This is a genomic window from Aliivibrio thorii (assembly GCF_057368585.1).
The window spans coordinates 1,891,068-1,904,892 of sequence record NZ_CM170654.1; the positions used below are offsets into that span (position 1 = coordinate 1,891,068).

A 13,825-nucleotide genomic window follows, 5' to 3' on the forward strand; every position below is an offset into this window, starting at 1 on the left:
TCATGTCAAAACAAGGGCAGGACATCATCAATGACCAATACGACGAATTGGGTGAATTTACTCAGTGTTGGTTAACTGGTGTTCTTAAGCATAGCAGTGCTCAAAAGGTAATTTGTTTCTTATCTCAAGTATCAGGAACACAACTCTTTAAAATGGCAGAGGGTCATACTCAACGTAATGAGCAACGTATAATTAAGTTAAGCTATTTAGAGCATAACCATATTAGAAACAAGCGTATTAATACCGACTACCGAGAATTCAATACCTTAACTCTTTGCATGGCAGAAGGACGCAATTTTAATCTTCATTTTAGCCAATGCAGCGAAGAAATTAAGGATTTGCTTTTTGAACAATCAGAGCATTATTCATTAACCGATGGTGAAGTCGAATTTATGCCCTTAAAAAATACTCAACAGCGAGTCTCGGGTGTATTGATGTTCTACTATCCAAGCTTTTCTTCCTATAAACAAAGTGACCGACAAACCATCCATACTCTGAATTCTTTAGCGGTCGATCGCTTAGCCTCTGCGCTAAAGAAACAACAAAAATCATTAGAAGAAAGACTGACATCACATGGTAGCAATACCCATATACCTTCAGACCTCAATATTATTGGTAACAGCCAAGCCATAAAAACAGTTCGTTTAACCATATCTAAAGCATTGCATATTAATCGAAATGTCTTAGTAACAGGAGAAACTGGCAGCGGTAAAGAGCTTATTGCCAAAGCTATCCATCAATTTGGTAATCGTAGAAATGAACCTTATGTCGTTCAAAACTGTGCATCTATTCCAGAGCACTTATTAGAAAGCGAGCTATTTGGGTATCAAAAAGGCGCATTTACAGGTGCAGATAGAGATTACATAGGACTAATACGCTCGGCAGATAAAGGCATTCTTTTCTTAGACGAAATCGGGGATATGCCAAGTTCATTACAAGCAAAATTACTTCGTGTACTAGAAGAAAAAAAAGTAAGACCTCTTGGATCCACCACGCTTTATGATGTGGACGTAAAAGTCATTTCAGCAACACATCAAGCTTTAATAAAGAAAATAGAGCAAGGAGAATTTCGCCAAGATCTCTATTTTCGATTGGCTCAATTCCCTATTGCGCTTCCAGCTCTAAGACAAAGAGAAGGTGATGTCGCATTACTCAGTCATTTCTTTGCCAATAATTATTCACAAGAACAACACCAAGCCACACCAGAATTAACCAAAGAGTTTATTGAATATCTAACAACCTACTCTTTTCCCGGTAACGTCCGTGAATTAAAAAATATCATTGAGCGCTGCTGTATGGAGGCACCAGAAAGCAAGAAACTGGACAAAAACGTTATCGTTCAAGTCTTAAACGAGCTCATGATGATGACCCCCCAAAGACAGAATGAAAACCAACAAACTGGCAGTCTTTCTTCTCAAATAGAGCAATTTGAAAAAACGGTCTTAATGGCTTATTTAGAAAAACACCAAGGACACCTGCAAACCGTCGCAAATAGATTAGAGCTTTCAAAAGGCTCTCTCGATTATCGATTAAGAAAATTCAATTTATCCGCCAAGGAATGGAGATATTAAGCATGTTGTTACGCTTTTCACTACTCATAACAATTTCACTGCTTTCAGCATGCAGTAATTACGATGATTACCGTCCTGTTGGCGATCCTGAACCACAAGAACAAACAACCCTAGTTTCAGAGGAGGAATAACATGGAACTGGCCTTTGATATAATTCAATCACACGATCTTCCTACCGATACGTTGCCAACATTTACGTTCAAAAAAGCAGGTGGCACCATCGGTCGTAGTCCTAATGCCGATTGGTACATTGCTGACTCCAAACGTCAGCTCTCCAATGTTCATGTCTCTATAAGCTATGACGACGACCAATATTTCATTACCGATAACAGCACGAATGGCACTTATTTTAATGGACAAGATGCCTCTTTAAACAGTGGTGAATTACATCCAGTATCTCACGGCGATGTATACGAACTGGGTTTCATTAAAATTAGAGCTCGCATCCTTCAAGATCCGACTAATTATTTATCGCCTGAAATAAACAACAACAGCAGTCTAGATCCGTTAGCTAATCACGGAACCGAACAAAATCCATCAGTTTTTGACATGATTCCTGATGACAGTTTTTTAAGTAACACTCCAATCGAGGAACTACTAAATAGCGATGAAGAAATACTTCTAAAACAAGTTGAAGATACCGTTCCATCTCAAGCAACTGTTGATGACACTTTACTCAAAGAGCAATTCATTTCACCTGTATTCAAAGACGACATCATCAATGAAGATATTGAGCTTGAAGCACAACCCATCGAATCATATGACTCAGAAAAAGTAGAGACTAAAAAGTCACCACAAAAAACTGAGCAAACTAAGATAACGCCAACAGAAAACCATAATGATGCTTATTTAGCAGCCTTATCAAAAGGGCTTGGTATCGAATTAGCAAATTTAGAAAATCCAGAACAAACTCTATTTGATATTGGATCGGCATTACGAAGTTCTGTTAATGGTATTCAGCAATTACTTCGCACCCGAACTGAAATTAAAAACAAACTGACTGCTAATGCGACCACAATTCAAGCACAAGGAAATAATCCTATTAAATTTAGTCATGATGTCAATGATGCCTTAAATGTCATCATTAATCATAAACCTGGCTATTTACAAGGTATCGAAGCCATCAACCAAAGCTGTAAAGACATCCAAGCCAATCAACTCGCCATTCATGACGCTTGCCAGCACACCTTAGATGCTTTGATTGAAAAGTTATCACCGCAAACCTTGATATATCGTTTTGTTCAGGATGGTGTACAAAACCGATTCGGCAAAGCAGATGCTCAATACTGGCAAGCCTATACAAAATTACATGAAAAAATAAGCAAAGATAAAGATTGGCGAAATGCCTTATTAGAGCAAGATTTTGCTAAACAATATGAGTCTCAATTACAGATGCTATCCGCAGCGCTTCGCGTTTAATAACCAAATTATGAGTGATAAAAAGGACGTAACTATCATGAAAAAACTGTTTTCTCTCATCACCCTACTTTTTATAAGTGCGTGCAGCAATACTCCTGCTCCAACCTATGTTGCATTAACACTTAATGCATCTGCAAATCTAAACCCAGATCATGTCGAACGCCCGTCTCCACTGGTCGTCAAAATCATTGAAATTTCATCAATAACCAGTTTTGAAAATGCCGAATTCTTTGATTTATATAATAATGCTAAATCAACACTTGGCTCTGATTTTATCGCCCAAGAAGAGCTAATTCTAAGACCAGGAGATAAAAAAACCATCAAGCTAAAATTAGACATCAAAGGTCAATATCTTGCAGTGATCGGAGCTTATCAAAATATCGAAAGTGCAGATTGGTATTACATTTATAGCGTAGAGCCTGAAGAAGCACAAAAAATAGAATTAATCGCAACAGACAGCGCCATTGTAAAACTAGAACGAGTAAAAAAGAAACCAACACCATCCAACAATAGCACGCGTATATAGAGGGCTGATAAATGCAAAAAGTAATCTGGAAAGAAGGCATGCTATTGCGCCCTCAACACTTTCAGCAAAATGATCGCTATTACCAACATCAACTGCAAGTCAGAACACAGCAGCAGCATAGATTCAATTGGGGATTTCACTCATTAAGCTTTGATAATCATCATTTATCAGTGGGGAAAATTGTCATCAATCAAGCCTCAGGTATTCTACCGGATGGATCTTTATTTGATATTCAACATCAAACAAACCCTATTATTTGGGAGTCCGACGCACCAGCAACCAATCTAAATCTGTATTTGGTTATTTCACTATCTACAATAAATAGTCCTGAAGCTCGTACTGAAAAAGAAACCGAAATAAACACACGCTACGTCTCTTATGACCTAACCGTTTCTGATAACAATGCACAAGTCCAAAACCTACAAACAATCAGCTGCGGCGAATTAGATTTCCATATTATTACCGAAAAGGAAATAGATAATCATTGGGTAAAACTAAAACTGTGTGAAATCAAACAAGTTACACCTGAAGGTGCGATTCAACTAAACCCTAATTTTGAAGCTAGCTTTATCAATGGTTTACACTCTTCATTAGTGCACAGATCATTACGAGAAGTGCTTACTTTAGTAACCCATAAAGCAGACATATTGGCAGAACGTATAACTCAATCAGGGCACGCGACATCAGAAATAGGTGATTTTTTATTATTACAATTACTAAATAAATACGAGCCTCACCTTAATTATTTAAACAAAAGCTCTTACTATCATCCCGAAGAACTTTTCTTACTTCTTGCGTCATTACAAGGTGAACTCTCAACTTATGACTCAACTCATCGCCGAGCGAACCTTGAACTCGCTTACAATCACAAAGAACAAGGTGACGCTTTTGAGAAAATATTATTCCAACTTCGTAAACAACTAAACCAATCGTTAAAACAAAACGCGTTTGAAATCCCACTTCAAAAACGTAACCACGGTGTACTGATCGCGCCAATATCAGATGATACTTTATTACAAGAAGCGACCTTTATTCTGGCTGCACGCTCTCACACCGATGCAGAAACCCTACGTAAGCAATTACCACCACAACTAAAAGTAGGGCCAGTTGAAAAAATTCGCAACTTAGTAAACCTACAACTGCCAGGAATAACATGTCGCTCTCTCTCTGTCGCACCAAGACACGTTCCATTCCATGGTGACTATTGTTATTTCACCTTAGATTTAAACGCGAATGATCGCTCACAACTCACTCAATCTGGTGGGTTTGCCTTTCACATTGCAGGCGACTTCCCTGAACTTTCACTCTTCTTCTGGGCAATAAGGAATCGTTAATATGAACAGCAGTAACATGGATGACCGCACTGTTCTTATCACGCAAGAACCGCATCAAATTAATCCTGTATTAACTCAGAACACGAGTGCACCCAAATTTGACCAGTTACAAGACCGTATGGTTTATGCAGCCCGCATAAAACCAGAAGAATATAATTTTGCAGGGAATAATCCACTGATCAGTGCCGCTTCTTCCCTGCTTTGCATCACCTGTGATTTAAAGAAGGAAAGCTATCAAGACATTGAACTTCTAAAACCAAAACTAGTTGAAGAACTGAAGTCATTTGAATTTCAGGCTTTAAATTCAGGAGTAGAAAACAACTACGTTGCACTGTCTCGTTATTTATTATGTTCATTTGTTGATGAAATAATTGTTACTACTCCTTGGGGTTCTGAAAGTCACTGGGCTTCTCAAAGTATGTTGAGTAGCTTTCATAATGAAACTTATGGTGGTGAAAAATTCTTTCTTTTATTAGAAAAGCTTAGTCGTAACCCGGCAAAGTACTTAGACCTCTTAGAATTAATGTACTTATGTTTAAGTCTAGGATTTGAAGGGAAATACCGAGTTTTATCAAGAGGGTTGGTTGAACTTGACGCGATTAGAGATTCCTTATATCGACAAATCCGTTCACTCCGAGGTGATGAAAAGTCAAGCTTATCTCCAAACTGGGAACCGAAACAAGTCCAGCGGCATAAACTCACAAGACAAACTTCATGGGTTGGTATTGTCTGCGTCGTAACTATTTCGTTATGCGCTATTTATGGTGGCTTTTACTACGTTTTAAATCAGCAATCAGAACTCGTTATTCATGCTTTTCAGCAAATTAAATTATAGGATTTTCACGGATGAAATCATTTTTTAACTCATTAATAACCATTTTAAAAAAGACATGGTGTTGGAGCTTACTTTGCTCGTTACTTATCGCCTTGGTTCTTTGCCTATTTGGTAAGCATATTGCTATCGCCAATACCCCGCTAATCGAAACTACTACAGGTAAAGTACTTACGGTTTTTATCTGCTTATTATTATGGGCCTCATTCAACCTTACCCTTTGGTGGTTAGCTAAACGCGAAGCACAAAAAGAAGAAAATAAAGAAGCGTATGAAGCAGCTCAATCAGATCTCGCCTATATACAAGAGCATACATTCACATTAAAGGAAAAATTAGATACTGCTATTGCCACTATAAAACGAGCTGGATTGTATGGAAAACTAAGCAATAACGTCAAATATCAACTTCCTTGGTACATGGTCATTGGTCCTCAAAACAGCGGAAAAACAACGCTACTAGAATGCTCTGGTCTAGATTTTCCTCTTAACCAAACAGATGGCCATTACACAAGAGATATTCAAAACAGCCAACATTGCGAATGGTATTTTGCCAATCATGCAGTATTACTTGATGCCGCAGGTCGTTTTTTTGATCTACATGAAAATGAATTAAATAAACCTATTTGGAACCGTTTTTTAAAAGCATTACACAGCAAGCGCCGTCGTCGTCCACTTAATGGGGTAGTTTTAACAATTGATATCACCACCTTACAATCCCCCGATGAAAGCAGCATTGAAGTACAAGCTCGTTATGTAAGAGAGCGATTACAAGAAATAAGGCATGAACTTAATTCAGATATGCCAATTTATTTCTTACTGACCAAAATGGATAAAGTCGAAGGGTTTGAACCCTTTTTCTCCTCGCTTTCTCGTGAAGAAATGGACCAAGTATTTGGAATTACATTTAATGAAGGTGAAGGACAGCAAGCCGATAAAATCAAACAAGAATTTGAGAAGTTAATTCTGCGTATTGATTCACAAGTTATGTCTAGGTTACATGACGAACGTGACGTAATGAAACGTGCAGAATTATTGCAATTCCCAAGACAACTCAGCTTTCTTGCTGAACGTCTGGCATTATTCGCTGAACTTGCCTTTACCAAAACGCGCTACCATCAAGCTTCTCACTTACGTGGCTTATATTTAACTTCTGTGCCTGCACCGACAAATATACATACCGACTCTAGCACTTCAAATATAGGACAAAATCTAGGTATAAGTTCACGAGTATTGCCAACTTACCAACACCAACGTGGGTTCTTCATTCGTAAGTTATTAGATGATGTTATCTTCCCAAACAGTGAATTATCAACACTCAACGAGAGTTATGAGAAAAAAGTTAAACTTAAAAATATTGCAATCTACGCAAGTTCATTTGCTATGGTTATTGGGCTTGGATCATTATGGGCAACTAGCTTTTTAAATAACCATAATAAACAACAGCAACTACTTGAATTAGCCGGTGACTATAATCAAAACATTGTCCACCTTTCTCCGTTAGCGCCTTCAATTGAGCTATTACCAACACTTGACGCTTTACTAAAAGCTACCCAAATATACTCAGAAGAAGAGGATAAGTTTCCAGAAAATATAGCAGGGTTACAGCAAGGTAATACACTAAGAACAGCCGCAAATAGTGCTTATCATCTGCAGTTAATTGAACTACTGCTACCTAAAATCACTAGCGAACTGGAGTATCAAGTAACTAATAATCAAGATAACCGTGAGTTTCTTACTCCTTCCTTACGCGCTTATTTAATGTTAAATCTGCACGAGCACTTAGATGCTAGTTATTTAAAACAGTGGATGGGGCTCCATTGGTCTTATGTATACAGTGGATCTGCAACAGAACAAAATTCACTACAAACTCATTTTGCAAATTTACTCGATATTGGTTTCGCTCCAGTCTCTTTAAACGACAATTTAGTCGCTAAATCACGCAAGTACCTCAGAGAAGCAGATACATCTGCATTGGTTTATCAGCAATTAAAACAAGATGCAAAGGAGATGGATTTACGAGACATTAAACTAAGCGATCACCTTGGTCCAAATCAAAATATATTTAATCATACCAATACATTAATCCCTGGTTTATATACACAAGAGGGGTATCAACGTGTATTTCTAAATAAAGGCCTCGATCAGGTCAAACAATTAATTGATGAAAATTGGGTCATCGGATTATCTAGCGATTTAAGTACCAACGAGATCCGCGCATTATATGCCGAAGTAGAAGACCTTTATTTTCATGATTACATTCGCTATTGGAAAGAAGCCGTTGATCAATTACAAATAAAACCCGTTAAAAATATAGACGAAGCAATCCTTCAAATCGCTAATATGACAGGATCAAGCCAACCGGTTTTAAAGTTGTTAAATTTGGTACGTGAAAACACTACTTTTATTGACCAAGCTCAACTGGCATCTAATGCCGCAAAAACGACAAAGAAACTACCGATTAATACTAAACTCAAAAAAGTAGCATCTCTTGGGTTGCATAGTGTTGAAGAGCGCTCACAAAGTGCTAGAAAAGCGGTAAGTAACCAATTTGAGCCACTAAACCTACTATTAACAGATAAAGCACAAGCAACCATACCTCTTGAAGATGCCTTAGTGGTTATCAATGAACTCAGTGGTCGCTTATCTATGGTGAAGTTCTCTCCCAATCCTGATCAAACAGCATTTAAGATAGCAAGAGATCGTATGCAAGGGATACCAAACGAATTAAACGATATTCGAGTCATGGCAGAGACTCTTCCTCAACCATTACAGCAATGGTGGAAACAAATCTCAAATAACGCTTGGGGAATCACCTTACATCACTCGCGAGACTACATTCAAATGGTCTATCACGATAAAGTAGTTACTCATTATGATGTAGCATTATCCGGCCGCTATCCATTTAAAAACAGTAATCAAGACGTAAACATTGCTGATTTTGACGAATTTTTCCAAAATGGGGGAATTCTCGATTCTTTCTTTGATGCCTATTTAGCTTCATTCGTAAATAAGCAAAAAGGAAAGTTTGAGCAGAAAACATTACATGGTCATTCCCTTGGTTTATCTCGTTCATTTTTAAATCAATATAACTACGGTCTAACCATTCAAAGAATGTTTTATGGGTCTAAAGGCAAAGAAGCCAATGTCTCTTTCCGTATCGCTCCATTTGAATTAGATGCTAGCGCACTTCAATCAACTTTCTATTATGGAAAGAAAAAATTTGCTTATCGTCATGGCCCAATTCAAAAAAAGCGCTTTACTTGGCCTATCACAAATCAACGTCAGTACGTAAGTTTTGTCCTTCAAGACTTAAGCGGAACAAAAGTCGTTAACCAACAGAACTCTGGGGCTTGGGCTTTTTTCAGAGTACTTGATAAATTTAGTGTCAATAGATACCGAGGAAATGATGTCATTAAACTCGATTTAGAAAATAAAGGAATGAAAGCAAAATACTTAATTTACAGTGATCGCACTCCTAATCCATTTAATCGAAAAATATTAACTAATTTTTACCTTCCAAAAAGGATTAATGGATGAGCCAGCAATTTCAAACAGCTCACTTCTCAGAAGAGGGAAAGGTAAGGGACAAAAATGAAGACGCTATTTTGTCCTTTACCGAGCAAGGGATCTGGATTGTAGCTGATGGTATGGGTGGATATGAGTATGGCGAGATAGCCAGCAATATGATCACTGATGCTTTTCAATCTGAGCTATTGTACGGAACGATAGAACAAAAAATTGAAAAAGCAAAACGAATGTTGAGTAAAGTGAACCATCATTTGAGCCAAGAAAAAACCCTTTCTCACAGTGCTGTCATTGGCAGCACTGTCTGCATGCTTATTGCCCATAATGGGCACATTGCTTGCCTTTGGGCCGGAGATTCTCGCTGCTACCTCTTTCGTCATAATAAGCTTTATCAAATTTCACAAGATCATACTCGTGAGCAAAATGGCAAAGAAGCATTGACCCAAGCAATCGGAATGGGAAGTAATTTAACCATTGATCATTGCATTGTTCCCTTGCAGCATCAAGATACCTTCTTACTCTCTAGCGATGGTGTCCATAAATATCTTGCGAGTTCTATGATAGAAGCCTGTATGGCACTCCCTAGCGCATTAAAAGGTTGCTACCACTTAAAAGAACAAGTGTTACTTACCGAAGCAAACGACAATCTATCCGCAATTATGATTAAGGCGAATCGATGACTGAAATGAATATTAACCAGTTTCTTTCTGATGAGTCTGACTTTGACGATGATAACTCACTCTCTAAAAAAAAGCCTTTAAAGCCGATTCCAAAAGTCATCAATGGCCGCTATAAAATAAAGCGCGTTTTAGGCGTGGGAGGAATGGGAATTGTTTATCAAGTAGATGATTTATTATTGAAAAGTATTGGACTAGAACAATATAAATTCGCTATTAAAGTATTAAATAGTGAATCCGCTGAATTTAATGATGCGGATTTACTTTTAGTTAATGAGTACTTACAAGCGAATCAATTACAACACCCGAACATTGTCCCAATACAACACTTAGCATTGTGTGAAGAATCACTACGAGGGTTTCTAGTAATGCCTATGGTAAAAGGAGAATTACTGTCTTTACTGCTTGATTCCCCTTTTGAGAATATCCCTGATGATGCTCGTTTAAAGTACGCATTTATATTAATAAATTGTTTACTTCACTGCCACAAACGAGGCGTTATCCATGGCGATTTAAAGCCCAGCAATATTCTTATCTCTAACAATAATGAGCTGCATCTTTTTGATTTTAGTATCAGCCGAAATATGGACCCAAATAAAAATAATTTTGCGATCAACTTTAATCAAGTTCATGCATGGAGTGGGGATTATGCTGCACCTGAAGTACTTCAAGGCAATGCGCCCACGATAAAAAGTGACCTCTACTCTCTCTCAATTCTACTTTATAAACTCTTACTTCGAACTCACCCCTATCAACAAAAAGAAAGTACCGTCGGGACAAAAACCAAAGAGCAACAAAAGATACATAAATTACTTCTTCAGGCAATGGGGCCAGTACCTGCAGAAAGAATTTTAAACTTTAAAGCCTTAATCTCTGTATTTAAAGAGATTAAAAATAAACAAACTATAGAAAAGAAAAAACCATTATTACAAAAGGTAACTTCCGTATTTTCACGGCATTAAAGTGGATAAAAAATGATATAAATTTAACGCTATGCAATTTGCTCCATTTCTGCAGAACTAAAACTAGAGATCTGATTACGGCCTGATGTTTTTGATTCATAAAGAGCAAGATCAGCACGCTTATAGCTTGACTCACTGCTGGTACAGATGTCCGTAAGACCACCACTGATCGTAATTTTTACACCTTCATATAAATTTATAGCTACTCGTAAACGGTTTAAAATAATATCCGCCTCTTTCAGTGTTGTATTAGGGAGAATAATGGCAAACTCTTCTCCCCCAATACGAGCAACGAAATCAGATTTTCTACCTTCAGAATCTAACATTCTTCCTACCTGGGTAATCACTTTATCCCCAACATCATGCCCATATTGGTCATTAATTCTTTTAAAGTGGTCAATATCAATAATCGCTAAACAAGACTTGCCAATCTCACTGTTCGTCTGCTCTTCATCAACAATAGATAAAAATTCACTCTCGAATTTACGACGATTCCAGCATTGAGTTAATACGTCTTTCTCACTTAAATCTCTAAGTCGATTTTCTAGTTCTTTTCGGGCAGTAATATCAACAAATGACGCAATGAAATACTCCATTTTACCATCGTAATTACAAATCGCTTGAATGCGTAATATTTCGGTCAATAACATTCCATCTTTTCTTTTGTTCGTTATCTCACCTTCCCACAATCCATCAGCTTGAATCGTTTCCCACATTGAAGAATAAAAACTTTTTTTGTGTTTTCCTGACTTAAATATTGATGGCAATAGCCCTAGCACTTCATGTTCTTCCCAGCCACTTAAACGGGTGAACTCTTCATTTACCTTAATGATACGGTTATTTTTATCGGTAATAACAATAGCTGACATCCCATTTAATGCAGCCAAGGCTAATTGACTTTCCAAACTAGTCGTTCTGTGCTTTGCAATATAACGCGCTATCAATACCGATATAAAGATAATAACGATCATTGCCATTATTGATTCATAAATAATAAACGTGAGTTTATGATCTAAATTTGTCACTTGTAATGTATTAGGACTACTCAATATTAAATAAAATGAACGACTTGCAAAATCACCATCAAATATTAATTTTGTATACGAGTAAGCATTTTCCTTAGTTGAAAAAATACCAGAATTTTGAGATTTTATCTTTTCCCATAGTTCAGGGCTTTCAATAGATAAATTATAGCTTCTTCGTTGAGGTATGAGATGGCCCAATGTTTTAGAGCCATCTTTTGATGCAAGGTAATAGCCCTTCTCATTAACAAATTCAACAAAATCTTTTCCCTCTAAAGAATCCTCTAACTTTGAGATAATCTCATAAAGATCTAAATTGAAAAATAAGTATCCTTTTCGCTCTTCACCGATTTCAACGGGAGTAAAAATCCGTAATGAAGGCCTCGGTGGCATAATAACTTGCCCATGATCGACTTCTAGATCAATACCGAAAAAACCTAACTCATCAGCTTTGAGAGTTTGTGCGTAGAGAAAATAGTCTCGTTGAGACTTATCTTGAAGTTGATGTATCGAAGTTATATTAATTTGAGAATTTTGCTCATCAAGACGGGAGAGCTCTTTTCCATTAATACCAATAAAACGGATCTGAGAAATGTACGCATAATTTGTCGCAGTTAATGACCAAAGAGACTCTAACAGTGCTCTATTTTTTGTAGAGGGATCCTGTATAAATTGCAATAGCATTCTGTTATCGGACAGTAATTTTAAAGAAGTCCCTAACTCAGAAGCAATTGAATAAATCTCTTTTTGGCTAACATTTAATTGATGCTTAGCTGTATTTTGTCTCTGATATTGGATGGCATTTAATTCCGTATGGTACAAGCCCCAAAAATAGAAAACCGGTGTGATGCCAATCAATAAGATAGTAACAAGAAAATATTTTATTTGTTTATAAATCATACAACCATTCAAAATGCCAATTTTTACCCGTCGCATTCTACCAAATTAATATAATTAATTAGTGATCTCGCTCTAATTGTTTATGTGAATATGTTGTTTAATTACGATGTAACATTGACACCGACTATATGAAGAAAAGTCATCAATGGTAATGTATATATATTTAATACTAAACATCATTAATTCTATAAATAAATTTGGTTTTTCTCTGAAATTTAAAAATCGTAATTTAAGCTAATAGTACTGTAAATTTCATCATGAGATTTACCAGTAGCAACAACGCTATTATAAATATATTCAGCATCAAGCATTAAAGATAAGCTTTCCATTAATTTGTTTTTTAAATACCCATGCGTTGTCGTTGTACTATTTGAATCACCATAATCCATACGTATTCCGCCACCTATTTCTAAGCCATCTGCAATTTTACTCTCTCCTTCAATAAAAAGGTTTGCGATCACCTCATCTTCTGAATGATTTGGGAGATCACTATCAAATCGTTGACGTTTCGAATAGCGATAACCAGGACCCGCTCCAATATCTAATGATGTCTTTTCTGAATCAACAAGATTGGCACCAAAGCCACTTACAAGCAAAACTTGCTCTCGATAAGTAGCAAACTGGTCATGTTCATATTTTGCATTACCAAAGATAAAGAAGGTTTCTGACATATCATGTTTCAGATCATAAGTGGTTTTATTTTTATTTGTACCGTCATCACTGTCATTTCCTTTTGTATAATAAGTAGAGAATGCTGCGGTATGGTGCCATAGTTCTTCTTCATATTTTAAAATCATACCCGAGTTAACCGACATGGAAGTTTCGTCTGTTTTTGTATAAATAAAACCGACCTTCGCATCACCGCTAAACTCACCTGAAGCTGTAATATCTTCAGTTTTAGCAATGGTTGAAAAACTCAATAAAATCAATGTAAACAATAAAGACGCTACGGCGGGTAATTTGAACATATGCTTCCTTAACAGAGTAAATAAAATAAGCGGTATTATAACGGAGTATCATAAACAGAATGATAAACCCACTCTAACGTATTACATTTA

General features: G+C 36.8%; 11 protein-coding genes. 9 read left to right on the plus strand and 2 right to left on the minus strand.

Going from position 1 to position 13,825, the window contains the following annotated elements:
- Positions 1–2: 2 nt before the first annotated feature.
- The 9 genes from AC2IP4_RS08495 to AC2IP4_RS08535 are packed head-to-tail and all read left to right on the plus strand — an operon-like array spanning position 3 to position 10,845.
- Positions 3–1,571 (plus strand): sigma-54 interaction domain-containing protein, encoded by a 1,569-nt coding sequence (locus AC2IP4_RS08495; RefSeq protein ID WP_486310188.1) that lies wholly within the window; start codon positions 3–5, stop codon positions 1,569–1,571.
- Positions 1,572–1,573: 2 nt separating this feature from the next.
- A complete protein-coding gene (locus tag AC2IP4_RS08500) occupies positions 1,574–1,702 on the plus strand; it encodes a hypothetical protein (protein WP_105054449.1) in 129 nt (42 codons plus the stop codon).
- A 1-nt stretch (position 1,703) separates the two neighbouring features.
- Positions 1,704–2,990 (plus strand): type VI secretion system-associated FHA domain protein TagH, encoded by a 1,287-nt coding sequence (tagH, locus tag AC2IP4_RS08505; RefSeq protein ID WP_375322172.1) that lies wholly within the window; start codon positions 1,704–1,706, stop codon positions 2,988–2,990.
- 37 nt (positions 2,991–3,027) lie between these two features.
- Complete coding sequence (gene tssJ / locus AC2IP4_RS08510) at positions 3,028–3,516, plus strand: type VI secretion system lipoprotein TssJ (RefSeq protein ID WP_375322171.1); 489 nt, start codon at positions 3,028–3,030, stop codon at positions 3,514–3,516.
- 11 nt (positions 3,517–3,527) lie between these two features.
- Positions 3,528–4,850 (plus strand): type VI secretion system baseplate subunit TssK, encoded by a 1,323-nt coding sequence (gene tssK / locus AC2IP4_RS08515; protein WP_375322170.1) that lies wholly within the window; start codon positions 3,528–3,530, stop codon positions 4,848–4,850.
- A gap of 1 nt (position 4,851) precedes the next feature.
- Positions 4,852–5,685: a type IVB secretion system protein IcmH/DotU gene (gene icmH / locus AC2IP4_RS08520; RefSeq protein ID WP_375322169.1), complete on the plus strand. Its 834-nt coding sequence runs from the start codon at positions 4,852–4,854 to the stop codon at positions 5,683–5,685.
- 11 nt (positions 5,686–5,696) lie between these two features.
- Positions 5,697–9,218: a type VI secretion system membrane subunit TssM gene (gene tssM / locus AC2IP4_RS08525; protein WP_486307158.1), complete on the plus strand. Its 3,522-nt coding sequence runs from the start codon at positions 5,697–5,699 to the stop codon at positions 9,216–9,218.
- On the plus strand, positions 9,215–9,886 hold the full coding sequence (locus AC2IP4_RS08530) for a PP2C family protein-serine/threonine phosphatase (RefSeq protein ID WP_105054443.1): 672 nt from the start codon (positions 9,215–9,217) through the stop codon (positions 9,884–9,886). The genes tssM and AC2IP4_RS08530 overlap by 4 nt, the downstream gene beginning before the upstream one ends.
- Complete coding sequence (locus tag AC2IP4_RS08535) at positions 9,883–10,845, plus strand: serine/threonine-protein kinase (RefSeq protein ID WP_375322167.1); 963 nt, start codon at positions 9,883–9,885, stop codon at positions 10,843–10,845. The genes AC2IP4_RS08530 and AC2IP4_RS08535 overlap by 4 nt, the downstream gene beginning before the upstream one ends.
- A 29-nt stretch (positions 10,846–10,874) precedes the next feature.
- On the opposite strand, the gene AC2IP4_RS08540 is transcribed toward AC2IP4_RS08535, so the two are convergent.
- On the minus strand, positions 10,875–12,767 hold the full coding sequence (locus tag AC2IP4_RS08540; protein WP_486310189.1) for a sensor domain-containing diguanylate cyclase: 1,893 nt from the start codon (positions 12,765–12,767) through the stop codon (positions 10,875–10,877).
- A gap of 215 nt (positions 12,768–12,982) precedes the next feature.
- Positions 12,983–13,735, minus strand: coding sequence for a DUF481 domain-containing protein (locus AC2IP4_RS08545; RefSeq protein WP_375322165.1), 753 nt, complete (start codon positions 13,733–13,735; stop codon positions 12,983–12,985).
- Positions 13,736–13,825: the final 90 nt, after the last annotated feature.